Origin of the sequence: Micromonospora sp. C95, from assembly GCF_018070465.1 — a bacterium.
Taxonomy (GTDB): Bacteria; Actinomycetota; Actinomycetes; order Mycobacteriales; family Micromonosporaceae; genus Micromonospora.
Genome location: NZ_JAGPXT010000039.1, coordinates 1 through 24,688 on the forward strand (window position 1 = coordinate 1; position 24,688 = coordinate 24,688).

Genomic DNA, 24,688 nt, shown 5'->3' on the forward strand with positions numbered 1-24,688 from the left:
ACCACGAGCGGGGGCACGTTCTGACACCAGGACTCGCATTGGTCCAGGCGGCGGGAGTGCTCACCCGCTCGCGGCTACCAGGCACCGAGTCTGCCAGCGGCTCACCCGGTAGCTCCCATTAGGCGGGTAGACGCTCCTCCCCGGTGACCGCCCAGGCACCGCTGCGCAATCGCAGCAACAACCCGACCAGGCGGACCACGGTGAACAGCATCAGCCCGGCCCAGATGCCGCCGAGCCCGAGATCGAGGGCGTACGCCAGCCAGATCGCCGGCAGGAAGCCGCCGAGCGCGCCGACCACGGTGAGGTTGCGCAGATAGCGGATGTCACCCGCGCCGATCAGCACCCCGTCGAGGGCGAACACCACCCCGGCCAGCGGCAGCATCGCGGCAAACCAGGGCCAGGCCACCAGCGCCTGCTCGTGGACCGCCCGATCGGAGGTGAACCAGGTGGGCACCACGGTGGCACCGGCCGCGGCGAGCACGGCGAACGCCGTACCGCAGATCGCGCCCAGCCGGCCGATCCGGCGGGCCAGCGTCCGGGCCGCCGCGTCGTCACCACCGCCGAGCGCCGCACCGACGAGCGCCTGCGCGGCGATGGCCAGCGCGTCGAGCACCAGCGCCGCGAAGAACCAGAGCTGTACGGCGATCTGGTGGGCCCCCACCGTGGCGGCACCGAACCGGGCGGCCACGGCGGTCGCGGACAGGAAACTGGCCTGGAAGGCCACCCCACGGATCAGCAGGTCCCGGCTGAGCACCAGTTGCTGGCCGATGACCCGGGGACGCGGGCGCAGCGCCACCCGCTCGGCCACCAGGGCCGCGGCGAAGAGGACACCGGAGAGGGTCTGCGCGATCACGTTCGCCACCGCCGAGCCGACCAGCCCCATGCCCACCGGATAGACAAGCACCGGGCAGAGCACCGCGGAGAGCAGGTTGGGACCGACCACGAAGAGCAGCGGTCGGCGGGTGTCCTGCACACCGCGCAGCCAGCCGTTGCCGGCGGCGGCGAGCAGCAGCCCGGGTGCGCCGAACGCGGCGACGCGCAGCCACTCGGCAGCGGCGAGCGCCACCTCACCACCGCCGGCCAGAGCACCCGCCAGGGCACCGCCACCGATCTGCATGCCGACGACGACCACCAGCCCCACCCCAAGGGCCGACCAGGACGCCTGGACCCCCTCGGCCACCGCGGCGGCGCGGTCGCCGGCACCGTACCGGCGGGCCGCGCGGCCGGTCGTGCCGTACGCGACCACGGTCCCCAGCCAGGCGATGAGGGTCATCACGGTGCCACCGACGGCCACCGCCGCGAGCGGCACCCGGCCCAGGTGGCCGACGACCGCGGTGTCGACGAGCACGTAGAGCGGCTCGGCGGCGAGTACCACGAGGGCGGGCAGGGCGAGCGCGGCGATTCGGCGCGGCGGCGCGACCCGATCGGCGGCAAGGGTGGACTGGCTCATCGGCGCCGATGGTGGCACGTCGAGTGTAAGGGGAGCAAACTGAGGTGCTACTTACCGGGACGAACGTTCTCCCGGGTCAGTACCGGTGGCGCCGTCCCCCGGTACGGCGGCGCGCAGGGGTCGTTCGGACCGGTGGTGACGTCGTACGCTTCGGCGGCCGGACGTCACCACCGGTCGGACACCGTCACTGACGGGTGTCCATGGAGGTCTGCAGGGCGCGGCGGGCCTGTTCGCGGGCCTCGTCAGTGCTCTCGGGCTGGGGCTTGGCGGCCATGGTGGGCTCCCTTCCAGGGCACGCGCGTCACCGAGCGCGGCGGCGCGTCACGGGCGGTGCTGGGACTGTCGCCCGGGACCGGTTCCGGGGTCGCCGGAACGGCGGAGGGCGGCCTGGTGGCCCGGGTCGGTCAACCCTGGAGCGCGAGCGGCACCGGGTATGGCTCCGCCCCTGACCTGCGCCGAAGCGGCGCCGGCCGTTTCCCAAGTTATCGTTCAGGTCCACATGGTGCGTACTGTTCCCGCGATCTGGACAGGTTGCCGCACCGTCAACGGGCCAGGAAGTGCCAGCCGATCCACCACCAGAAGCCGAACAGACCGATCCGGCCCACCGGCACCGGCCCCACCTCGTACCGCATGACGTACCCACAGAGCTCGCCGAGCGTCGGGATCTTCGAGCCCTCCCGCCGGGCCAGCCACTCGACCAGCCCGAACAGTGCCAGCCCGACCAGGAACCCGCCGATCGCCAGTGCCCGCATCATCGCCGCACCAGCCCCCAGAACGCCGACAGCCAGACCAGCCAGGCCGCAGACCGGACCAGGCGGTCCTCCAGCAGCGGGTCGGCCAGCAGGGAGAAGGTGGGAAAGTCGTCACCGGCCGCCGCGATGAAGGTGGCCCCCTCGAAGATCCCGAACACCAGCACCGGCAGCGTCCACCAGACCGCTCCGGGTGGCAACCGTTCAGGCGCCGGACGAGCCTGCACCCGCTTGGTCAGGCCGAGCCAGATCAGCACCCCGCCAGCACCGAACACATAGACGTTGGCCTCGGTCGAGAAGGACGTGAAGCGGCCACCCACCAGGGAGAGGGCGACAAGCACCGGTACGCAGACGACTGGCCGCTCCCAGGTGCGAGGGGTGTCGACGGTGAGGTCGTGGGGCTGCTCCATCATCCGATTCTCCCCGCCCTGTCCAGGTGCCGAAGTCCCGACGCCCCGGAGCCGACCCTGAAATCACCCCTGCTGGTCGGCGCCGCTCTCCGGGTCGTCCGCCCGCAGCTGCGTTCGGATCCGCTCGATGACCTCGTCCACCGTGCCGTGGCCGGTGAAACCGGCGGCCAGCCGGTGCCCGCCGCCACCCAGCGCGACCGCCACCCGACTCACGTCCGTCGCGCCCTTGCTGCGCAGGGAGACCGCCCACGCGGCCGGCGCGGTCTGCTTGACCACGCAACTGACGTCGGCCTCGGCGGTGCAGCGCACCGGATCGATGAGCGCCTCCAGCACGTACGGCCGCTGCTCGTGGCGGGCCAGGTCGTCGAGGGTCGCGTACGTCCAGACCAGGCCCTGTCCGCCGGCCTCCTCGGGCTCCAGCCGGGCCCGCCCGAGCACCTCGCCGAAGAGCCGCACCGCGCCGAACGGCCGGCTGTCGAACACCCGCCGCGAGATGTCACCCGGCCGGATCCCGGTGGCCAGCAACCGGGCCGCCATCTCGTGCACCGCCGGGGTGGTCGCGTCGAACCGGAACGACCCGGTGTCGGTGCTCAGCGCCACGTACAGGCACTCGGCGATGGCGGCGTCCAGCGGCACACCGAGCCGCTCCAGCAACTGCTCGGCGAGCACGGAGGTCGCCGCCGCCGCCGGATCCACCAGGTTCACGTCGCCGAAGCCGCGATTCGAGGCGTGATGGTCGAGCACCAGGGCGGTGCCCTTCCCGGTCAACCGGTCGGCCAACTCGCCGAGCCGCGACTCGCTCGCCGCGTCGAAGCAGATGACCAGGTCCGGCTCGGGCTCCGCCTCCGCCTCCGGTACCAGCAGTTCCAGACCGGGCAGGCCGCGCAGCGGCTCGGGCACCTCCGGTGGACCGGGGAAGGTGGCCTGCAACCGGCCCACCCCGAGCCGCCGCAGTCCGAGCGCGAAGCCGAGCATGCTGCCCAGCGCGTCCCCGTCCGGGTTGACGTGACAGATCAGCAGCACCCGACCGTCGGCGGGCAGCTGGCGGACAACCGCCACCGCGGCGGCCCAGTCGGCCTCGGTCGGCCCGTCAGGTGCCGGCGCGGACGGACTCGGTCCGGCAGGTGCCGGCGCGGACGGACTCGGTCCGACCGGGCCGTGCGTACCGGTGGCGGGTGTCAACGGGGCCGGCTGACCGTCGGCGGCCGCACCGACCCGGCCGGGGCCGGGCTGACGGCGCACGGCGGGATTCGGCTCGGTCACGGCACCACCGGAGGCGGTCACCGACGGTCCCCGCCCCGGGCATCGTCGGCGGTGCCGTCGGGCTCGTCCTCGTCGTCGGCACCACCCGCGTCGTCGTCCTCGTCGAGCCGGTACGGCTGCGCCTCACCGGCGTACTCGGCCCGCGCCGCCAGCCGCTGCACCTCGGCGTCGGCGTTGCGGGCCGCGGCGAGCAGATCGTCGATGTGCTTGACCTGGTCCTGGACGTCGTCCAGGACGAAGGTCAGCGTCGGCGAGTGGCGCAGCCCGAGCGCCTTGCCGACCGTGCTGCGCAGCATGCCCTTGGCGCTGTCCAGCGCGGCGGCGGTGCCCGCCTGGGCCGCCGCGTCGCCGAGCACGGTGTAGAAGACCGTGGCGTCCCGCAGGTCGGCGGTGATCCGGGCGTCGGTAATGGTGATCATGCCGAGTCGGGGGTCCTTGATCTGACTCCGCACCACCGACGCGACCAGCTCGCGCACCCGCTCCGCGTGCCGGCGTACCTTGGCCGCATCCGTCATCTCCGCCACCTCCACGGCGTCCCACTACCGGCCGGGCTCCGGTGACGCCGGCGTCACCGGAGCCCGCACCGACCCCAACACTCGAACCCTACCCGCGCCGTCCGCCCCGGCGTGCGGGGCGGCGGCCAACCGGCTCAGTCGTCGTCGCCGTGCAGCCGACGACGCACCGACAGCAGTTCGACCTCCGGACGGCCAGCCACCAGGCGCTCGCACGAGTCGAGCACCTCACGGGCGTGTACCGCCTCGGCGGCCACCACCGCCACCCCTATCTCCGCTCGTCCGTGCAGGTCGAGCGCCCCCACCTCGGCGGCCGACACGTCGAACCGGCGCAGCGCCGCGACGATCGGCCGCACGTACGACCTCTTGGCCTTCAGCGACCGGGAGTCCCCTGGCAGCAGCAGGTCGAATACTGCGGTTGCGGTGTACATCGTCTGCGGACACTACCCGCACCCCACCCCACATGATCAAGGGGTTTACGCCGACCGGCGTAAACCCCTTGATCAGTGCGTCACCGCAGGATCAGGCGCGAACCTTCTCCCGCATCTCGAAGGTCTCGATCACGTCGCCGACCTGGACGTTGTTGTAACCACCCAGGGTCAGACCGCACTCGAAGCCCTCCCGGACCTCCGTCGCGTCGTCCTTGAACCGCTTGAGCGAGCTGATCGTGAGGTTGTCCGCCACGACCGTGCCGTCGCGCAGCAGGCGCGCCTTCGCGTTCCGTCGGATGACACCCGACCGGACGATGCAACCGGAGATGTTGCCGATCTTGGACGAGCGGAACACGTCGCGGATCTCCGCGGTGCCGAGCTCGACCTCCTCGTACTCCGGCTTGAGCAGGCCCTTGAGCGCCGCCTCGATCTCCTCGATGGCCTGGTAGATGACGGTGTAGTACCGGATCTCCACGCCCTCGCGGTCGGCCATCTCGCGGACCTTGTTCGAGGCCCGCACGTTGAAGCCGATGATCGTGACTGGCTCGGACGAGGCGCTGGCGAGCATGATGTTGCTCTCGGTGATCGCGCCGACGCCCCGGTCGAGGACCTTGAGCTGGACCTCCTCGGGAATGTCGAGGTTGAACAGCGCGTCCTCCAGGGCCTCCACGGAACCGGAGACGTCACCCTTGAGGATGAGGTTGAGCGACGTCTTCTCGCCCTCCTTGAGCTGCTCCATGAGCGTCTCGAGGGTGGCCCGGCCACGGGAGTTGGCGAACGCCGCCGCCCGGCGACGGGCCTGCCGCTGCTCGGCGATCTGCCGCACCGTGCGGTCGTCCGCCGCGGCGAGGAAGGTGTCGCCCGCCCCCGGCACCGCGGTCAGACCGAGGACCATGACCGGACGCGCCGGACCCGCCTCGGTGACCTGGTTGCCGTTCTCGTCGAGCATCGCCCGGACCCGGCCGTGCGCCCCACCGGCGACGATCGAGTCGCCCGCCCGCAGGGTGCCCTTCTGCACCAGCACCGTCGCGACCGCACCCCGGCCCTTGTCCAGGTGCGCCTCGATGGCCACACCCTGCGCCGGCCCGTCGGTCGGAGCGGTCAGCTCCAACGACGCATCGGCGGTGAGCAACACCGCTTCGAGCAGTTCCTCGATGCCGATGCCGGGCTTCGCGGCCACGTTGACGAACATGGTCTCGCCGCCGTACTCCTCGGCGACCAGGCCGTACTCGGTCAGCTGCTGGCGGACCTTGTCCGGGTTCGCCTCCGGCTTGTCGACCTTGTTGACCGCGACCACGATCGGCACCTCGGCCGCCTTGGCGTGGTTCAACGCCTCGATGGTCTGCGGCATGACACCGTCGTCGGCCGCGACCACCAGGATCACGATGTCCGTCACCTGGGCACCACGAGCACGCATGGCGGTGAACGCCTCGTGACCCGGGGTGTCGATGAACGTCACCGCGCGGTCCTCGCCCTCGTGCGGCACGTGGACCTGGTAGGCACCGATGTGCTGGGTGATGCCTCCGGCCTCGCCGGCGACCACGTTCGCCTTGCGGATCGCGTCGAGCAGCTTGGTCTTACCGTGGTCGACGTGACCCATGACGGTCACCACCGGCGCCCGGCTGACCAGACGGTCCTCCGCGACCTCGGCGTCGAGGTCGATGTTGAACTGCGCGAGCAGCTCGCGGTCCTCGTCCTCCGGGCTGACGATCTGCACGTTGAAGCCGAGGTGCTCCCCCAGCAGCAGCAGCGTGTCGTCGGAGCACGACTGGGTCGCGGTGACCATCTCGCCCAGGTTGAACATCTCCTGGACCAGCGAACCGGGGTTGGCGTTGATCTTGTCGGCGAAGTCCGACAGCGACGCACCACGGGAGAGGCGTACCGTCTGCCCCTGACCCCGGGGAGCACCCGAGCTCATGGTCGGGGCCGACAGGTTGTCGAACTCCTGTCTGCGCTGCTTCTTGGACTTGCGACCACGGGTGGGCTTGCCACCCGGACGCCCGAAGGCACCGGCGGCACCACCGCCACGGCCACGGCCACCGCCACCGGGACGACCGCCGCCGCCGGCCGGCGCACCCGGCCGGAATCCACCGCCGGCGCCGCCACCCGGACCGCCACGGTAGCCACCGCCACCGCCACCACCCGGACCGCCACGGTAGCCACCGCCACCGCCACCACCCGGACCGCCACGGTAGCCACCGCCACCGCCACCACCGGGACGACCGGCGCCTCCGCCGGAGCGACCGGCACCCGGACCACCGGGACGGCCCGGACGCTGGCTCGGCATCGAGGCCGGGCTGGGCCGCGGCGGCATGGACGCCGGGCTGGGCCGCGGCGGCATCGACGCCGGGCTGGGCCGGGAACCACCGGCACCGCCGCCACCGCCGGCCGGCGGCCGCTGCTGGCTGCCCTGGATACCGAAGGGGTTGTTACCGGCGCCGCGCGCCGGCGGGCGGCCCTGCCGGCCACCCGGACCCGGGTTGGTGGGACCGGGACGACCCGCCGCCGGGGAACCCGGGCGGGGCGGCATCGTGCCAGGACCGGGTCGGGGACCCGGACGGGCGGCACCGTCGGCCGGGGGCTCCCGGCGGACGTTGTCCCGCTGCTGCTGGCGGGCGGCCTGGGCGGCCTTGACCGCAGCCTCCTGCTCAGCCTTCAGGGCGGCGGCACGCGCCTCGGCGGCGGCCACCTCGATGTCGTGAGCGCTCGCCGGCTTGGCGACCGGGGCCGCCGGCGGCGGCGGACCGGGCACCGGACCCTTCGGCTTCGGCCCGGGCACCGCCGGACGCCGTGGCGGCGTCGGCTTGGCGGTGACCCGAGGCTCGCCGGGGGTCGGCGACGGGGTCGGTGCCGCCGTCGGAGCCGGCGCGGCCGGCGGCGCGGCCGCCGGGGCACCGGCGCCGCCCGAGGCGACGAACGCGCTGCGCAGCCGTCGGGCGACAGGCGCCTCGACGGTGCTCGACGCGGACTTGACGAACTCGCCCATCTCCTTGAGCTTGGCGAGTACGGTCTTGCTTTCGACCCCGAGCTCTTTTGCAAGCTCGTGTACGCGGGCCTTACCTGCCACTGCACTCCTCACTCCGAGGTCGTGCGGGCAGCACCCGCAGCGACCTCACTCGTGCACTTGAAGCCTGATCATTTCTGGGACTTCATCGTGTGCTCATGTCGGTCGTCCTACCTTGCTAGCGGCCCTCGTCCGGTCGGGTGACCGGACGTGGTGGTTGACGCGTCAGGTACTCCGCGAGGGCTCCGTCATCTGGAACCCCGGCGAGGCGCAGCGCGCGCCCGAAGGCACGACGCCGCACTGCCTGCGCGAAGCAGGCCGGATCCGGGTGCATGTTCGCTCCCCGACCCGGCAGCCTGCGGGCCGGATCGGGTCGGAGGCTGAAACCAGCCCCGTCGCCAATCGCGACGATCCGCAGCAGATCACTGGCCGGTGCGCGCCGTCGACAACCCACACAGGTGCGCTCCGGCAGCGCGCGTCGTGCCACTGGTGAAAGTCTACCCCTAGCTACCCGACACCGCTCCGCCCGGTTCCCGGACGTGATCAGCTCCAGCCTGCCCGGTGGGGGCAGCCTGCTCGGCGTCGGAACGGATGTCGATCCGCCAACCGGTCAACCGGGCAGCAAGTCGGGCATTCTGCCCCTCCCGCCCGATCGCGAGGGAGAGCTGGAAATCCGGCACGGTCACCCGCGCGGCCCGGTTGGCCAGGTCGACCACCTCGACCCGCAACGCCTTGGCCGGAGAGAGCGCGTTACCGACGAAGGTCGCCGGATCGTCCGACCAGTCGATGATGTCGATCTTCTCGCCGTGCAGCTCGCTCATCACCGCCCGGACCCGCTGACCCATCGGGCCGATGCAGGCGCCCTTGGCGTTGACCCCGGCTGCGGTGGAACGCACCGCGATCTTCGTACGGTGACCCGCCTCACGGGCGATCGCGCCGATCTCGACCGTGCCGTCGGCGATCTCCGGCACCTCCAGGGCGAACAGCTTCTTCACCAGGTTCGGGTGCGTCCGCGACAACGTGATCTGCGGGCCACGCATTCCCTTGGCCACGTGCACCACCACGCAACGGATCCGCTCGCCGTGGGTGTACCGCTCGCCGGGCACCTGCTCCGACTGCGGCAGCACACCCTCCAGCTTGCCCAGGTCGACGGTGACGATGCCCTTCTCGGCCCGCGCCTCGTGCGCCTGGACCACCCCGGTGACCAGGTCACCGTCGCGGCCGACGTACTCACCGAAGTGCACCTCGTCGGTGGCCTCCCGCAGCCGCTGGAGAATCACCTGCTTGGCCGTCATGGCAGCGATCCGGCCGAAGTCGTGCGGGGTGTCGTCCCACTCCCGCTCCACGGCACCCTCGGTGCTCAACTCCTGAGCGTAGACAAGTGCCGCGCCGGTCTTCCGGTCGATCTCCACCCGGGCGTGCGACTGAGCACCCTCGGTGTGCCGGTACGCGGTCAGCAACGCGGTCTCGATCGCCGCGAGGATCGTGTCGAACGGGATCTCCCGCTCGCGCTCCAGTGCGCGCAGCGCCGCGAGGTCGATGTTCACCTCTCCTCGTCCTCCACATCGTCATCGTCGTCGACGTCTTCTGATTCGGCCAACTCGTCGAGGCGGGTGAACTCGACCTGCACCCGGCCCGGGCCGAGGTCGGCGTAGGCCCACTCCGTACGGTCCGCCTCGGTCTCCAGGACCACTCGTTCGGCGTCGGCGTCGACCACCCGGCCGGTGACCTGCCGGTCGCCCCCGGACTGCCCGGACGGCGGGTTGCCGCGTACGGTCACCCGGACCAGCCGGCCCACGTTGCGGCGCCAGTGCCGGGGCAGCGTCAACGGGCGGTCCACCCCCGGCGAACTGACCTCGAGCTGGTACTCCCCCGCGACGATGTCGCCACCGGTCTCCTCCGCCGCGTCCAGCGCGGTGGAGACCGCGCGCGACACGTCCGCCACCGCGTCCAGGTTGATTCCGCCGTCGGCGTCGACGATCACCCGCACCACGTGCCGGCGGCCGGCTCGGGAGACGGTGAGGTCCTCCAGGTCGTAGCCGGCGGCCTGCACCACGGGCGCGATCACCGAGCGCAGCCGATCACGGCGGGCGGCGAGGTCACCGCGGGAGGTCTGACCCGCGCGTGCAGCCTGGCCACCGCGGGGTCGACCCGTCGTCCGGGTGGCACGGCCACGCTGCGTCATCCGAAGAACCCTTCCGCTGCTCGCCGACGCCATGCCGGCACGCCACCGGTGCGGACGCGCCGGTGGCTTCGCAGAGCGTAACGCGCCGCCGGGACGAGGGCCCCGGCGGCGCACCGACGCCACCGCCGGACACACCGCACGGCGATGGTGTTGACTTGTCCGGTGGCGATGGGCAGAACGATGCGGCAGGACGACGCCTCCGAGCTTTCCCGACGCGGCCTGCTGCGGGCCGGCGCGCTGCTGGCACTCGGCGGGGCCGCCGCTCCGCTGGCCGGTTGCGGCCTGCTCGACCGCGACGAGCCACCGCCGCAGCCCGATCCGCTCGCGCCGCTGCTGGACGAGTCCCGACAGCTCGCGGCCGGTCTGCGTGCCGCCGCCACCGCCCACCCCGACCTGGCCGCCCGGCTGCTCCCGCTCGCCGAGTCGCACGAGGCGCACGCCGCGGAACTCGCCCGGCTGACCGGTGCGGTGACCGCCTCCGCCACGCCCACGGCCACCCCGTCGGGCTCGCCGCCGACGGATCGCTCGGCCGCGCTGGCCGAGCTGCGGAAGTCCGAACGCGCCGGCCGGGAGTCGGCAATCCGGGCCTGCGCGGCGGCGCCCGCCGAGCGCGTCGCGCTGCTCGGCTCGGTCGCCGCCGCCCGCGCCACCCACCTGGAGGCGCTGCGATGAGCGAATCCGCCGAGGCGCTCGCCGCCGCCCTCACCGCCGAGTACGCCGCGATCTGGGCATACGGCCCCGTCGGGGTACGACTGAGCGGGACCGAACGCAAGGCCGCGGCGGAGGCGGAGGCGGCCCACCGGGCTCGCCGGGACGCGCTCGTGGTGCAGTTGAGCACCGGCGGCGGCAGCGTTCCGCCGGATCGGGCCGGGTACGCGTTGCCCTTCCCGGTGACCGACCGGGCCAGCGCCCTGCGGCTGGCCGTGCAGGTGGAGGAACGCACCGCGGCCTTCTGGCGGGCGGCGCTGCCGGTCAGCACCGGCGCCGAGCGGGATCGGGCCCTGGCCGCCCTGGTGGAGTACGCGGTCCGGGCGACCCGCTGGCGGCGCAGCGCGGGATTGACCCCGCTGACCGTGCCGTTCCCGGGCCGACCGGGCTGAACCGGCCCGGCGAACGCACCCGGGTAGGCGAACTCACGTTCGCGCCGGTTGCGGTCGGCATACCAGGTATGCATACTCCGGTCCATGTCCATCCGCCACGGCCTGCTCGCCCTGCTCGAACGCGGGCAGATGTACGGCTACCAGCTCCGGGCCGCCTTCGAGGAGTCGACCGGCGCCACCTGGCCGCTGAACATCGGGCAGGTCTACACCACCCTGTCGCGGCTGGAGCGGGACGGCCTGGTCAGGTCGCTGCCGGAGAGCGAGGCCGGCCAACGGCCGTACGAGATCACCGACGCCGGGCGGGCGGACCTGGCCCTGTGGTTCGTCACCCCGATCAGCCGCAGCGACCGCCCGCGCGACGAGCTGGCGATCAAGCTGGCGCTGGCGTTGACCACCCCCGGGGTGGACGTCCGCTCGGTGGTCCAGACCCAGCGCACCGCCACCATGCGCACGTTGCAGGAGTTGACCCGGTTGAAGTACGCCAGCGACCGGCCGGAGGACCTGCCGTGGCGGCTGGTGCTGGACGCGATGGTGTTCCAGGCCGAGGCCGAGGTGCGCTGGCTCGACCACTGCGAGAGCAGCCTGGTACGGCACCGCCCCCCGGTCGCGGGCCCAGCGCCCCGCTCCGAGGCGGTGGGCCACAGTGGTGAGGAGGCACGACGGTGACCACCGGCGGCGGACGGATGCCGGCCGCCCCCGACCCCCGGGCCGCGTCCGACTCCGCCGCGGCCTCCGACGCGGCCGGCCGCGCGCCGGCCGGCAACACCGTGCTCGACCTGCGTGACGTGCATCGCACGCACGGCAGCGGCCCGGCGGCGGTGCACGCCCTGCGCGGGGTGAGCCTGGCCGTACGCCCCGGCGAACTGGTCGCCGTGATGGGCCCCTCCGGCTCCGGCAAGTCCACCCTGCTCACCCTGGCCGGCGGGTTGGACAGCCCGACCGCCGGTGAGGTGCACGTCGAGGGGCAGCCGCTGCACGCCCTGGATCGGCGCGGATTGGCCCGGCTGCGCCGCCGCCGCATCGGGTACATCTTCCAGAACCTGAACCTGATCGGCAGCCTGACCGCCGTGGAGAACGTCGCCCTTCCCCTCGAACTGGACGGCACCGGGGTACGAGTGGCCCGCCGGCTGGCCCGCGACGCGCTGACCGAGGTGGGGCTGTCGGAGTTGGGCGACCGGTTCCCGGACCAGCTCTCCGGTGGCCAGCAGCAACGTGTCGCCATCGCCCGGGCGTTGGTCGGGCAGCGGCGCCTCGTGCTGGCCGACGAGCCGACCGGGGCGCTGGACTCGCAGACCGGGGAGGCGGTGCTGCGGCTGCTGCGCCGCCGGGTCGACGCCGGGGCCGCCGGTGTGCTGGTGACCCACGAGGCACGCCACGCCGCCTGGGCCGACCGGGTGGTCTTCCTCCGCGACGGCGTGACGGTCGACTCGACCGCCCCGCTGGCCGGCGTGGAGGCCCTGCTCAGCGGCAGCGGTCGGTGAGCGGTCGACCGTCACGACCGGCCGGCCGCGCGCGGCTGGCCGAGACGCTCGGGTCGTGGCGGGCCGCGCTGCGGATCGCCCGACGCGAGGCGAAACGGGCCCGCGGGCGCACCACCCTGGTGCTGGCGATGATCGTCCTGCCGGTGCTGGCGTTGAGCTTCATCGCGGTAAGCGTCGACATGGCACGCCTGACGCCGGCCGAGCAGATGGAACGCCGGCTCGGCAACGCCGACGCGGAACTCCGGGTGGTGGGACGCGGCCCGGTCGAGCAGAACTCCGACGGCAGCGGCTGGACCTCCGGAGGCACGGACCAGCCGCGCACCGCACCGGTCACCGCGGCGTACGTCGCCGCGCTGCTGCCCGAGGGCAGCCGGGTGCTGCCGGTACGTCGGTGGGTGCCGTTCGGCGCCTGGCGGGGCGACCGGATCCGGGACGACGTCGCCGCCACCGTGATCGACCTGACCGATCCCCTCGGGCGCGGCCTGGCCCGGGTCCACCGGGGCCGGGTACCGGCCGCCACCGACGAGATCGCGGTGAACCTGGCCGCCCGGCGCAGCCTCGGCGTCGACGTCGGAGACCGGGTCGCCGCCGCGGACGGCACCCGCACCTGGACCGTCGTCGGCGTGGCCGAACTCCCCGAGCAGCTGAGCCCGATGGTCCTTCTGCACCCCGCCGGGGCGCCGCTGGAGACCGACCCCGACGAGGTGTTCCTGGCCGACCTGGCCGGCCCGCTCACCGACGACGTCTTCCGGCGCCTCAACCGCAACGGTGTCGTGGTGGCCGCCCGGGTACCCGCTCCGCCCGGGAAGCTGCCCCAGCACGTCGACTCGCCGACCGGCCGGATGAGCCTGGAGGAGGTCAGTTCCGGCGTGCTGATCGGCGGGCTCGGCCTGCTCGAAGTGGTGCTGCTGGTCGGGCCGGCGTTCGCCGTCGGGGTACGCCGTCGGCGGCGGGAACTGGCGCTGGTGGCGGTCGCCGGTGGCGATGCCGCGCAGCTACGCCGGGTGGTGCTCGCCGACGGTGTGGTGCTGGGCGGAGTCGGTGCCGTCGCCGGGATCGCGCTCGGCGTGGCCGCCGCCTTCGCCGGCCGACCCCTGGTCGAGCAGTTCATCTTCGCGCAGCGGTTCGGCGGCTACCGTGCCTGGCCCACCGCCCTGGTCGTGATCGCACTTGTCGCGGTGCTGGCCGGGGTGCTGGCCGCGCTGGCACCGGCGTGGACGGCCGCCCGGCAGGACGTGGTGGCCGGGCTCGCCGGCCGGCGCACCGCGCCCGTGCACCGACGCCGGTGGCTGGCCATCGGCATCGTGCTGGCCGCCGGCGGGACCGTCGTGGCCGCGACCGGTGCCGTGGTCACCTCGCAGTCGATCATCCTCGCCGGGCTGGTGCTGGGCGAGCTAGGGCTGGTGTTCGCCACCCCGACGCTTGTCGGACTGCTGGCCAGGCTCGGTCGGTTTCTCCCGCTGGCACCCCGGATCGCGGTACGCGACGCCAGCCGCAACCGTGCGTCGGCCGCGCCCGCCATCTCCGCCGTGATGGCCGCGGTCGCCGGCAGCGTCGCCCTCGGTCTCTTCCTGGCCAGCGACGACGCTCGCAACGAGGAACAGAACCGGGCGCTGCTGCCGGAGCGTACCGTGCTGGTCACCACCAACGGCGATCCCGCGACGGACCGCCCGCCCACCCTCGACGAGATCAGCGGCCCGGCGCGGCAGCTGCTCGGTGCCGACACGATCGCTCCGCTGGTGGCGGCCGGCTGCTCGCCGGACTTCTACGCCTGCACGGTCACCGCCACCATGCCACCCGAGCGGGCCTGCCCCTGGCAGCCGTACGAGCCGCTCAGTGCGGCCGACCAGCTGCGGGCCCGCGCCGACCCCCGCTGTCAGCACGGCGACGAACCACACGGCCCGTACCTGCGGGTCGCCGTGGACGACGGCACCACGTTGCGGCTGCTGACCGGGGTCGCACCGGCCGACGTCGCGGCCGCCACCGCCACGCTGCGCGCGGGCGGCGCGGTGATAACCGACGCCCGCTTCCTCCACGACGACCGCCTGGATCTCCGGGTCGAACACGGGGAGGAGGCACGGCCCACGGACACCGCCACCGTGCCTGGACACGCGCTGCACACCGGGCTCGGTGAGCACTGGCTGCTGCTCTCACCCGCCGCCGCCGACCGGCTCGGGCTGGCGACCTGGCAGGTCGGCTGGGCACTGGACGCCCGGCAGCCACCGGACCAGCAGCGACAGGACGACCTCGCCGCCGCACTTCGCCCACTCGGCGCCGCCGGGGTCGCGGTGGAGCGGAACCGGGACTACGACGACACCCGTCCGCTGCTGCTGTTGCTGGCGGCGGTCTCCGCGGTGGTCACCGTCGGCGCCGCCGGCATCGCCACCGGCCTGGCCGCCGCTGAGGGACGGGCCGACCTGTCCACCCTCGCCGCGGTCGGCGCGGGACCGGGCGTACGCCGCCTGCTGTCGCTCTGCCAGGCCGGCGTGATCGCGGTGCTCGGCTCGACGCTGGGCATCGTCGCCGGACTCGCCTCGGCCCTGATCGTGCTGGCCTTCACCAACCAGCGGTACGCCGACAGCTGGCCGATCGAACCGCCCTATCCGCTGGTGATGCCCTGGCTGACCCTTGGCGTGCTGGTGGTGGTGCCGGTGGTGGCGATGCTCGGCGCGGCGCTGTTCACCCGGTCCCGGCTACCGGTGGAACGCCGGCTGGACTGACCGGTACCCCACCCTCCAGACTGTGCGGATGTCCGTGCTGGGAAGCCTCACCCGCCGGGTAGGTCGGTACCGCTGGTTCGGTGCCACCATCCGGCTGCTGGTACCCGTCGACCGGGCCGTCGGACGGCTGACCCGGGGCCGGGTGGTCACCCTCGGGCTCGTACCGTCGTTGGTGATCACCACGACCGGCCGTCGGTCCGGTCGGCCGCGCAGCAACCCGCTGCTCTACGTGCCCGACGGCGACGGGTACGTGGTGGTGGGGTCGAACTGGGGCCAGGCGCACCAGCCGGCGTGGTCGCTGAACCTGCTCGCCGAGCCGAGGGCCGAGGTGGACGTCAAGGGTCGCCGCATCCCGGTACGCGCCGAGGTGGCCACCGGTGCCGAACGCGACCGGCTGTGGCGGCTGCTGGTCGACGAGTGGCCGGCCTACGAGACGTACGTGGCGCGGGCCGGTGGGCGGGAGATCCGCATCTTCCGGCTGGTGCCCGACGACGCCCGCCGCACCTGACCGCCGTCGCGGCTCGATCGAAGTCCCGAACCCAGGCGTTAGGGTGTGCGGTGACCGATAGGTCGCTGTGGGTGGCGCGAACGCGGGGTGGTCGGCGTGGACGGTGTCCAGGAGCACCGGGACGATCCCCGGTGGGACGTGGCCGAGCGGGTCGCCGCAGCCGTCCGGCGACGGTTCCCGGCCGAGGTGCTCGCGGTCGCGGTCCACGGTCCGTTGGCGCATGGCGACGACGACGGCGGGGGCGACGGTGAGGTCGGGCTGCTGGTGGCCACCTACCGGCCCGGCACCGGGCCGCCGTCAGCGGCCCGACGGGTGGACGGCGTGCTTGTCGACCTGACCGTGGTCGCCGCCGAGGAACGGCTGCGCCAGGCGCGGCAACTGACCAGCCGGTGGCCGCTGACCGCCGACCGGTACGTGACCACCCGGGCCCTGCACGACCCGACCGGATGGCTGGCCACCCTGCGCGACGAACATCTCGGCCGGCTGGCCCGGGCCCGCCCGGCCGAGTTCACCTCGGCCGCCCGCCGGGCCTGGTACCGGGGCAGCGCCGCGCACGCCCGGGCTGCCCGGCTTGCCGAGTGGTACGAGACGGACCAGGCCCTGCTGATGCTGGGCGAGGCCCGGCTCGGCGCGGCCACGGTCAGCGGGCTGCTCAGCCGCACCTACTTCCGGGATCCGGGCGACGCGGTGCGCCGGACCGGGCTGGCCGGAGCGGACATGACCGAGGTGGGTGCCGTGCTGGCCCGCCAGTCGGCGGAGCTCACCGCCCGTGGCCGCCCGGTCGACGGCACCATCGAGGAGCTGCTCGACGGCTGACTCAGCCGAGCCCGCCCTGGACCCCGATCAGCGCACCGATCAGGTATGTCGCCACCGCGGCGGCGGCGCCGAGCAGCAGTTGGCGCAGCCCGCCGGACCACCACCGGCGGTTGGTGAACCGGGAGACGATCGCACCGGCGACGAAGAGCCCGAGCCCGCCGACCGCCAGGGCGAGCGCCAGGCTGGTCGCGCCGAACAGGTACGGCAGCAGCGGCACCAGGGCACCGACGGAGAAGCAGAGGAACGACGAGAGCGCCGCCGCCCACGGGTTCGGTTGTTCGTCCGGGTTGACGCCCAACTCCTCCTGCACGTGCATCCGCAGCGCCTGCTCCGGGTGGCGGCGTACCGCCTCGGCGACCTGGACGGCGAGGTCTTCGGGCAGCCCCCGGGCGACCCACAGCTCGGCGAGCTCGCGGGCCTCGGCCTCCGGGTGACGCTCCAGTTCTCGGCGTTCCTTGGCCACCTCCGCGGCGATCTGCTCGTTGGCTGACCGCACGCTCGTGTATTCGCCGAGCGCCATCGAGATGGCGCCGGCGACCAGGCCGGCGGTGCCGGTGAGCACGATGGTGCGGGGCGAGACCCCGCCGCCGCCGACACCGGCGATCAGGGCGATGTTGGTGACCAGGCCGTCCATCGCCCCGAACACGGCCGGGCGCAGCCAGCCGCCGGACACGTCGGCGTGGTGGTGCTCGCGCAGTGCGGCCGGGGTCTCGGTCACGGCAGCGTCAGGATCTCGTGGCCGTCCTCGGTCACCAGCACGGTGTGCTCGAACTGGGCGGTCCACCTCCGGTCCTTGGTGACCACCGTCCAGCCGTCGTCCCACAGGTCGTACTGGTAGGTGCCGAGAGTGATCATCGGCTCGATGGTGAAGGTCATTCCGGGCTCCATCACGTCGGTGGGGCGCGGGCTGTCGTAGTGCGGCACGTAGAGCCCGCTGTGGAAGGCCTCGCCGATGCCGTGGCCGGTGAAGTCACGGACCACGCCGTACCCGAAGCGCTTCGCGTACGACTCGATGACCCGGCCGATCACGTTGATCTGTCGTCCCGGGGCGACCGCCCGGATCCCCCGCATCATCGCCTCGTGGGTCCGCTCGACGAGCAACCGGTTCTCCTCGGCGACCTCACCGACGCAGAACGTCGCGTCCGTGTCGCCGTGGACGCCACCGATGTACGCCGTGACGTCGACGTTGATGATGTCGCCGTCGACGAGCGTGGTCGAGTCGGGGATGCCGTGGCAGATCACCTCGTTGAGGCTGGTGCAGCAGGACTTCGGAAAGCCCCGGTAGCCCAGGGTCGACGGGTAGGCGTCGTGGTCGACCAGGAAGTCGTGCACCACCCGGTCGATCTCGTCGGTGGTCACGCCGGGTTTGCAGTGCTCCCCCGCCAACTGCACCGCCTGCGCGGCGATCCGCCCGGCCAGACGCATCTTCTCGATGGTCTCCGGGGTCTGCACGTGCGATCCCTGCCAGGGCCGGGGAGCCTTCTTGCCGACGTACTCCGGGCGGGCGATGTGGGCGGGCACCGGCCGCCACGGGGAGAGCGTGCCGGGGGTCAGCGGCGCACGGACGGTCATGACGCAAGCCTATCGCCGCCCGCGTAGTGACCCCCGCCACCGGCCGCCACAAGCGGTTGTTGCCCTACCACAAGCACTGTGTCAAGGTGTCTGCGTGGATCAAGGGGGCGCACCTCCCATCTTCTCCGCCAACGCGGAGACCGATGGTGATCACCTGAGCGTGGTGGTCACCGGCGAGGTCGACATGGCGACCGCCGACACCATGCTCCAGACCGTGCTGCGCGAGCCGGCCGGCCGGGTGACGCTCGACCTGCGGGCGGTCACCTTCTTCGACTCGGCGGCCATCCATGCGGTGGTGCGGCTCGCCGGCCACTATCCGGACACGTTGACGGTCCTGCCGTCCCGGCAGGTCAGCCGGGTGCTGGAGATCGCCGGCCTGGGGAGTCAGCCCTGGTTGCACCCGGCCTGACCGACCGCCCCGGCCGGGCGGTCAGGCGGTGAGCGCACGGCGCAGGGTGACCCGGGTCCCCTCGGTGGTCTGCTCGACCGAGAGATCCCCGAGTGCCCGGATCAGCGACAGTCCGCGGCCCCGGAAGCCCGAACCGGTCGACTCCCGCCACTGCCCGCTGTCCGACACCGTCGCCACCACCGTACGGTCCTCGATCCGCACCTCGATCTCGATCACCGGCTCCATTGGGTCGACCGGGTGCTCGATGGCGTTCGCCGCCGCCTCGGAAACCGCCACGGTCAGGTCGAACAGGTCCGTCTCGCCCACCCGGTGCGCGACGAGGAAATCCTCCAGCCGCTTGCGTAGCACGCTCAGCCGGGTCGGGTCGGCGGGCAGCCGCAGCGCGAACCGGTTGAGTTCGACCGCCTCCAGGGCCAGTACCGCGACGTCGTCCCGGCGGGGCCGGCCGGCGACCCGCGCCACCACCGCGTCGATCAGGTCGGCCACATGCTCACCGGAGCGGGCCGCGTCGGCGCGTAGCAGGGCCAACGACTCGTCGATGCCCATCTGCCGGTCCTCGATCAGGCCGTCGGTGTAGAGCAGCAGCCGGTCACCGGCCCGCAGCTCGCCGGAGACGGTCTCGTACTCGGTGCCCGCGATGGCACCGACCGGCGGCCCGAGCGCCCGGCCGTGCAGGAACGCCACGTCGTCGCCCCGGATCAGCAGGGGCGACGGGTGTCCCGCGCTGGCATAGCGCAGTCGACCCGTCCGGGGGCTGAACCACAGGCAGAAGACCGTCGCGAACGAACGTGACTCGGTCGACCCCACCAGTCGGTTCAGCCGGGTCAACGACTCACCGGGATCGAAACCCTCCAGCACGTACGCGCGCAGCGCGTTGCGCAGCTGGCCCATGGCCGCCGCCGCCGGCACCCCCTTGCCGACCACGTCACCGATGATCAGCATGAGTTCGTCGTCGTCCCGGGCCACCACGTCGTACCAGTCGCCGCCCACCTCGACCTCGGCACTGCCCGGCAGGTAGCGGCTGGCCACCACGGCGCCGGGCAGTTGGGGCAGGGAACGGGGCAGGAAGCTGTGCTGGAGGGTGGTGGCGATGCGGTGCTCGGCCTCGTAGAGTTGAGCGTTCTCCATGCGTACCCCGACCAGGCGGGCGAGCTGGGTCAACGCGGCCTCGTCGGCGTCGGCGCTCTCCGCGGTCGGATGCCACACCCGCAGCTCACCGAGGGGCTGGTCGGCCACCCCGGTCAGCGGCAGGACGAAGGACGGCTCGACGCTGCTGGGGCCACCGGCGTCGGCCTCGTAGCGCGCGCCACCGGCGGAGACCACCACCCGAACGGCCTCGGCGAGACTCAACGCATGACGGGCGGCGATCTGGAGCACGTCGGCGGTGGATCGGGCGCTGTTGACCGCCACCGCCGCGTCCGCGAGCGCACGCAACCGGCGGATGATCTGATTGCGTAGCTGACCGAGGGCCATGTTCGCCCGAACCCGAGCGGTCAGCTCCTGCCCCGAGAAGGGTTTGGTGAGGTAATCGTCGGCACCCACCGACAACCCGGCCACTTCCTCTGCCGAACCGGCGCGGGCGGAGAGCAGCACGATCGGCACGTACCGGGTACGCGGATCCGCGCGCAGCGCGGCGACCAGCCCGAAGCCGTCCAGGCGCGGCATCATCACGTCGGTCAGCACCAGATCGAAGGCCCGCTCGGTGGCGAGCCGCAGCGCCTCCACCCCGTCGGCGGCGGTACTCACCTCCCAGGTGGGCACGAGCAACCGGGTGACGTGTTCGCGCAGATCGGGGTTGTCGTCGACGACCAGCACCCGACCGGCGGGCACGGCGGCGAAGGGCCGGGCTGCGTCCGGCACGGTCGGGGCGTCGGTCGGCGTCGAGCGGGACGCGGCCGGGCCGGCAGCGGCGGTCCACTGAACGGTTTCGGCAACGAAGAGCGGGGCCTGCCGTGGCTCGCGAACGGTGTGCTCGGTGTGGTCGGCGTCGGCCACCCGGTCGGCCTGTAGGTGCCCGACACCGAACGGAACGGTGACCAGGAACGTGCTGCCGACGTCGAGCTGGCTCGTGGCGCTGACCCGGCCACCGTGCATCTCGACCAGTTCCCGTACCAGGGCCAGGCCGATCCCGGTGCCCTCGTGGCTGCGGGAGCGCACTCCCGGCACCCGGTGGAACCGCTCGAACACGTGCGGCAGTTCCCGCGCGTCGATGCCCACCCCGGTGTCGGACACCTCCAGCTGCGCGGCACCGTCGACCGCACGGACGCGGATGCTGATCTGTCCCTCGAAGGTGAACTTCAGGGCGTTGGAGACCAGGTTGAGGACGATCTTCTCCCACATGTCCGGGTCGACGAAGACCGGTTCCGCCAGCGGCGGACAGTCCACCACCAGCCGCAGCCCGGCGCGTTCGGTGGCAGAACGGAACGTGCTGGCCACCCGGGAGGTGTAGTCGGCCAGATCGGTGGGCTCGTAGTGGGCCACCAGCCGCCCGGACTCCAGCCGCGAGAAGTCGAGCACCGTGTTGACCAGCTTCAACAGCCGCAACGCGTTGCGGTGCATCACAGTCAGCCGCTCGGTGTGGTCCTCGCTGAGCCCCGGGTCCGCCAGCAGGTCCTCCAACGGGCCCAGCACCAGGGTCAACGGTGTACGGAACTCGTGACTCACGTTGGCGAAGAAGTTGGTCTTGGCCAGGTCCAGGGCGGCCAGCTCGGCGACCCGGGCCCGTTCCTGCTCGTACGCCCGCTGCTTGCCGACCGCCCGAGAGATCTGCGCGGCGACCAGCTCGAAGAACGTGCGGTAGTCCTCGGTGAGCGGCAGGCGCCGAGCCATTCCCAGCACCAGCACCCCGGCCGGGTCGTTCGTCGCGCTGATCGGCAGCACCACCGCCTCGTCGGCGGCATCGGGCGGAACCCGGCCGAGCAGGTCAGCGGTGGCCACCACCGCTCCGACGCCGACCGCACCCAGCTCCACCAGCCGGGCGGGCGGATCAGCCGCGACGCTGACGCCACCGCTGGCCCCGGCGGGGCGCAGGTGTCCGTCGTCGTCCCGCAGATAGAGCAGCCCGAACGGGACGTCGAGCCGATGCCGGTCGAGCACCGCCGCCGTGACCTGGCCGAGTTCCTCGGTGCCGACCGGGTCGGCCAGTTCCGAGCCGAGTTCGGCCAGGGCGCGCAGCCGGCGTTCGCTGAGCACCCGCCCGGTGGTCTCGCTGCAGATGCAGAGCACCCCGCTGATCGTGCCGTCGACGTCGCGGATCGGATCGTACGAGACGTCGAAGTAGACGTCCTCCACGAAGCCGTGTCGATTGAGCAGGAAGTGATGGTCACGCGCCTGGTACGCCTCACCGCCGCGCAGCACGCCGGTCAGCAGCGGTTCGAGCACGTCCCAGGTCTCCGCCCAGTGCTCCCGCGCGGGCTCGCCCAGCACGGCCGGATGCTTGTCGCCGATGGTCGGCCGGTAGGCGTCATTGTAGAAGGCCAGCAGGTCCTCGCTCCAGAACATGGCGATCTGCGCCTTCGAGGCGAGCATCGTGCTGACGGCGTTGCCCAGCGAGGTGGGCCAGCGCTCCGGCGGACCCAGCGGACTTGCCGACCAGTCGCGGTCACGCAACAGGGCGCCCATCTCGCCACCACCCGCGAATGCCGCCGTGAGCAGCGGCGACGTGCCATCTTCCGCTGCGGACGGCTGACCACCGTCCATGCCCCCCTGGGCCGAGTTCATGCAGCCTCCCCGGCCGTGTCCTTACCGCGCCCGATCACCAAGTGCCCTGATCCGCCTTCTACCCAAACGGATCAGCAACGTAACGCATACGAGGGTTCGGACGCTGTTCAGCTCCAGGTGAGCGTCGGCGCCGGCCCGATCGACCGCCGCCGGTCACCTTCAGTGAAGGCGCGATCACAGTGGGGTGACGTACGCGCCGGTGATGCCGCCGTCGACAACGAACTGCGCGGCGGTCATGAACGAGGCGTCGTCGCTGGCCAGAAAGGCCACCGCGGCGGCGATCTCGGTCGGTTCACCGAACCGCCCCATCGGCACGTGCACCAGCCGACGGGCGGCGCGCTCCGGATCGGCCGCGAACAGCTCGCGCAGCAGCGGCGTGGCCACCGGCCCCGGACAGAGGGCATTGACCCGGATGCCCTCCCGGGCGAACTGCACACCCAGTTCCCGGGTGAGCGCCAGCACCCCGCCCTTGCTCGCGGTGTACGCGATCTGGGACGTCGCCGCGCCCATCAACGCCACGAAGGAGGCGGTGTTGATGATCGAGCCCCGGCCCTGCCGGCGCATGTGCGGGATGACGTGCTTACAGCAGAGGTAGACGCTCGTGGTGTTGACCCGCAGCACCCGTTCCCAGGCGTCCAGCCCGGTCTCCAGGATGGAGTCGTCGTCCGGCGGGGAGATGCCGGCGTTGTTGAACGCCACGTCCACCCGCCCGTACCGCTCGACCACCCCGTCGAAGAGGTCGCGTACCGCCGGCTCGTCGGCCACGTCGGCCGCGACGAAGCTCCCGCCCACCTCGTCGGCGGCCCGCTGGCCGGCCTCGATGTCCACGTCGACGCAGACCACCCGGGCCCCCTCGGCGGCGAACCGCCGCACGGTGGCCAGCCCGATACCGCTGGCCGCGCCGGTCACCACGGCCACCCGGTCCCGCAACCGTCCCGGCATGCTCACTCCTCGGTGCTGACGAAGACGTTCTTGACGTCGGTGAACGCGAGCAGGGCGTCCGGCCCCAGTTCCCGGCCCAGGCCGGAGCGCTTCATCCCGCCGAACGGCGTCCAGTACCGCACCGAGGAGTGGGAGTTGACGCTCAGGTTGCCGGCCTCGACGGCCCGGGCCACCCGCAGCGCCCGGCCCACGTCCCGGGTCCAGATCGAGCCGGAGAGACCGTACTCGGTGTCGTTGGCCAGCCGGACGGCGTCGGCCTCGTCGTCGAACGGCAGCACCGATACGACCGGGCCGAAGATCTCCTCCCGCCAGTGGCGGTCGCCGGGCGAGTCGGCGAGCAGCACCGTCGGGGCGTACCAGTAGCCGGGGCCGTCGGGTCGGGAGCCGGTGAACGCCACCCGCGAACCGTCGACGTACCCGGCGACCCGGTCCCGCTGCCCGGCCGAGATCAGCGGTCCCATCTCGGTGCGCTCGTCGGCCGGGTCACCGACCCGGAAGGCGCGCACCGCCGGTTCGAGCAGTTCGAGGAAACGGTCGTACACCCCGCGCTGCACCAGGATCCGGGACCGGGCGCAGCAGTCCTGGCCGGCGTTGTCGAAGACGGCGTACGGCGCGCTGGCGGCGGCCCGCTCCAGGTCGGCGTCGGCGAAGACCAGGTTCGCCGACTTGCCGCCCAACTCCAGGGTCAGCCGCTTCACCTGACTCGCGCAGCCGGCCATGATCCGGGTGCCGACCTCGGTGGAGCCGGTGAAGCAGATCTTGCGTACCGCCGGGTGGCTGACGAACCGTTCGCCCACCACCTCCCCCCGTCCGGGCAGCACGGTGAACACGCCCTCCGGCAGCCCCGCCTGGTCGGCCAACTCGGCCAGCCGCAGCGCGGTCAACGGCGTCAGCTCGGCGGGTTTGAGCACCACCGTGTTGCCGGCGGCCAGCGCGGGAGCGAAGCCCCAGGCGGCGATGGGCATGGGGAAGTTCCACGGCACGATCACCCCGACCACGCCGAGCGGTTCGTGGAAGGTGACGTCAAGCCCGCCCGGCACCGGGATCTGCCGCCCGGTGAGTCGCTCCGGCGCCCCCGCGTAGTAGTCCAGCACGTCCCGGACGTTTCCCGCCTCCCACCGCGCGTTGCCGATGGTGTGCCCCGCGTTGGCGACCTCCAGCCGCGCCAACTCCTCCAGGTGCGCGTCCACCACCGCGGCGAACCGCCGCAACACCCGCCCCCGCTCCCCCGCGCTCACCCCCCGCCACCGCTCAAACGCCCGCCCCGCCCGCTCGACCGCCGCATCCACCTCCCCCACCGAGCTGTCCGCGACCTCCCCCAACACCACCCCACGAGCCGGATCCCATACCTCACCCACCCACCCTCACCCCACCCACTCCTCGCGATCTTGCACTTTCTGTCGGGACAAAATCGGC

Annotated in this window: 22 protein-coding genes and 1 pseudogene; 8 read left to right on the plus strand and 15 right to left on the minus strand. The window is 72.8% G+C overall.

Annotated elements, in window-relative coordinates; genetic code table 11:
* Nucleotides 1-118: 118 nt before the first annotated feature.
* From KBX00_RS26980 to rimP, 10 genes and pseudogenes are all read right to left on the minus strand, one after another.
* Nucleotides 119-1,450 carry an MATE family efflux transporter gene (locus KBX00_RS26980; RefSeq protein WP_210830875.1) on the minus strand — a complete coding sequence of 444 codons (1,332 nt, stop codon included), beginning with the start codon at nucleotides 1,448-1,450 and terminating at the stop codon, nucleotides 119-121.
* Between the two features lie 542 nt (nucleotides 1,451-1,992).
* A complete protein-coding gene (locus KBX00_RS26985; RefSeq protein ID WP_199172386.1) occupies nucleotides 1,993-2,202 on the minus strand; it encodes a DUF6186 family protein in 210 nt (69 codons plus the stop codon).
* The gene (locus KBX00_RS26990) at nucleotides 2,202-2,609 is read right to left on the minus strand and encodes a hypothetical protein (protein ID WP_210830904.1); all 408 of its coding nucleotides are present in this window, start codon (nucleotides 2,607-2,609) and stop codon (nucleotides 2,202-2,204) included. The genes KBX00_RS26985 and KBX00_RS26990 overlap by 1 nt, the downstream gene beginning before the upstream one ends.
* A 63-nt stretch (nucleotides 2,610-2,672) precedes the next feature.
* Nucleotides 2,673-3,668, minus strand: a complete 996-nt coding sequence (locus KBX00_RS26995; protein WP_307869092.1) for a bifunctional oligoribonuclease/PAP phosphatase NrnA — start codon at nucleotides 3,666-3,668, stop codon at nucleotides 2,673-2,675.
* A gap of 221 nt (nucleotides 3,669-3,889) precedes the next feature.
* A complete protein-coding gene (gene rbfA, locus KBX00_RS27000; protein WP_210830876.1) occupies nucleotides 3,890-4,387 on the minus strand; it encodes a 30S ribosome-binding factor RbfA in 498 nt (165 codons plus the stop codon).
* Nucleotides 4,388-4,521: 134 nt separating this feature from the next.
* On the minus strand, nucleotides 4,522-4,815 hold the full coding sequence (locus KBX00_RS27005) for a DUF503 domain-containing protein (protein ID WP_210830877.1): 294 nt from the start codon (nucleotides 4,813-4,815) through the stop codon (nucleotides 4,522-4,524).
* Between the two features lie 91 nt (nucleotides 4,816-4,906).
* A complete protein-coding gene (gene infB / locus KBX00_RS27010; protein ID WP_210830878.1) occupies nucleotides 4,907-7,882 on the minus strand; it encodes a translation initiation factor IF-2 in 2,976 nt (991 codons plus the stop codon).
* A 93-nt stretch (nucleotides 7,883-7,975) separates the two neighbouring features.
* Nucleotides 7,976-8,306 (minus strand): annotated as a pseudogene (locus tag KBX00_RS27015) (YlxR family protein).
* Between the two features lie 16 nt (nucleotides 8,307-8,322).
* Complete coding sequence (gene nusA, locus KBX00_RS27020; RefSeq protein ID WP_210830879.1) at nucleotides 8,323-9,366, minus strand: transcription termination factor NusA; 1,044 nt, start codon at nucleotides 9,364-9,366, stop codon at nucleotides 8,323-8,325.
* Nucleotides 9,363-10,004, minus strand: a complete 642-nt coding sequence (rimP, locus tag KBX00_RS27025; RefSeq protein ID WP_210830880.1) for a ribosome maturation factor RimP — start codon at nucleotides 10,002-10,004, stop codon at nucleotides 9,363-9,365. The genes nusA and rimP overlap by 4 nt, the downstream gene beginning before the upstream one ends.
* Nucleotides 10,005-10,223: 219 nt before the next feature.
* On the opposite strand from rimP, the gene KBX00_RS27030 reads away from it, so the two are divergent.
* The 7 genes from KBX00_RS27030 to KBX00_RS27060 all read left to right on the plus strand — a co-directional run bounded on the left by KBX00_RS27030 (nucleotide 10,224) and on the right by KBX00_RS27060 (nucleotide 16,629).
* Complete coding sequence (locus tag KBX00_RS27030) at nucleotides 10,224-10,676, plus strand: hypothetical protein (protein ID WP_210830906.1); 453 nt, start codon at nucleotides 10,224-10,226, stop codon at nucleotides 10,674-10,676.
* Entirely contained in the window at nucleotides 10,673-11,104 is a 432-nt protein-coding gene (locus KBX00_RS27035) for a ferritin-like domain-containing protein (protein WP_210830881.1), read from the plus strand. Before KBX00_RS27030 ends, KBX00_RS27035 begins: the two co-directional genes overlap by 4 nt.
* A gap of 84 nt (nucleotides 11,105-11,188) precedes the next feature.
* Complete coding sequence (locus KBX00_RS27040) at nucleotides 11,189-11,770, plus strand: PadR family transcriptional regulator (RefSeq protein WP_210830882.1); 582 nt, start codon at nucleotides 11,189-11,191, stop codon at nucleotides 11,768-11,770.
* Nucleotides 11,767-12,585, plus strand: a complete 819-nt coding sequence (locus KBX00_RS27045) for an ABC transporter ATP-binding protein (RefSeq protein ID WP_307869091.1) — start codon at nucleotides 11,767-11,769, stop codon at nucleotides 12,583-12,585. The genes KBX00_RS27040 and KBX00_RS27045 overlap by 4 nt, the downstream gene beginning before the upstream one ends.
* Nucleotides 12,582-15,305, plus strand: a complete 2,724-nt coding sequence (locus KBX00_RS27050) for an FtsX-like permease family protein (RefSeq protein ID WP_210830883.1) — start codon at nucleotides 12,582-12,584, stop codon at nucleotides 15,303-15,305. The genes KBX00_RS27045 and KBX00_RS27050 overlap by 4 nt, the downstream gene beginning before the upstream one ends.
* A 28-nt stretch (nucleotides 15,306-15,333) precedes the next feature.
* Complete coding sequence (locus tag KBX00_RS27055) at nucleotides 15,334-15,813, plus strand: nitroreductase family deazaflavin-dependent oxidoreductase (RefSeq protein ID WP_210830884.1); 480 nt, start codon at nucleotides 15,334-15,336, stop codon at nucleotides 15,811-15,813.
* A 96-nt stretch (nucleotides 15,814-15,909) separates the two neighbouring features.
* Nucleotides 15,910-16,629 carry a nucleotidyltransferase domain-containing protein gene (locus tag KBX00_RS27060; protein ID WP_210830885.1) on the plus strand — a complete coding sequence of 240 codons (720 nt, stop codon included), beginning with the start codon at nucleotides 15,910-15,912 and terminating at the stop codon, nucleotides 16,627-16,629.
* Nucleotide 16,630: 1 nt separating this feature from the next.
* Here KBX00_RS27060 and KBX00_RS27065 read toward each other — a convergent pair whose 3' ends face one another.
* Nucleotides 16,631-17,347 (minus strand): VIT1/CCC1 transporter family protein, encoded by a 717-nt coding sequence (locus KBX00_RS27065; RefSeq protein ID WP_210830886.1) that lies wholly within the window; start codon nucleotides 17,345-17,347, stop codon nucleotides 16,631-16,633.
* Nucleotides 17,344-18,201: a type I methionyl aminopeptidase gene (gene map / locus KBX00_RS27070; protein WP_210830887.1), complete on the minus strand. Its 858-nt coding sequence runs from the start codon at nucleotides 18,199-18,201 to the stop codon at nucleotides 17,344-17,346. Before map ends, KBX00_RS27065 begins: the two co-directional genes overlap by 4 nt.
* Nucleotides 18,202-18,295: 94 nt before the next feature.
* Between map and KBX00_RS27075 the strand changes: the two genes are divergently transcribed.
* Nucleotides 18,296-18,610, plus strand: coding sequence for an STAS domain-containing protein (locus KBX00_RS27075; RefSeq protein ID WP_210830888.1), 315 nt, complete (start codon nucleotides 18,296-18,298; stop codon nucleotides 18,608-18,610).
* A gap of 21 nt (nucleotides 18,611-18,631) precedes the next feature.
* Here KBX00_RS27075 and KBX00_RS27080 read toward each other — a convergent pair whose 3' ends face one another.
* The 3 genes from KBX00_RS27080 to KBX00_RS27090 form a co-directional block, all read right to left on the minus strand.
* Complete coding sequence (locus KBX00_RS27080) at nucleotides 18,632-22,330, minus strand: SpoIIE family protein phosphatase (protein ID WP_210830889.1); 3,699 nt, start codon at nucleotides 22,328-22,330, stop codon at nucleotides 18,632-18,634.
* Between the two features lie 174 nt (nucleotides 22,331-22,504).
* On the minus strand, nucleotides 22,505-23,272 hold the full coding sequence (locus KBX00_RS27085) for a 3-oxoacyl-ACP reductase (protein ID WP_210830890.1): 768 nt from the start codon (nucleotides 23,270-23,272) through the stop codon (nucleotides 22,505-22,507).
* Nucleotides 23,273-23,274: 2 nt separating this feature from the next.
* Nucleotides 23,275-24,630, minus strand: coding sequence for an aldehyde dehydrogenase (locus tag KBX00_RS27090; protein WP_210830891.1), 1,356 nt, complete (start codon nucleotides 24,628-24,630; stop codon nucleotides 23,275-23,277).
* Nucleotides 24,631-24,688 lie beyond the last annotated feature (58 nt).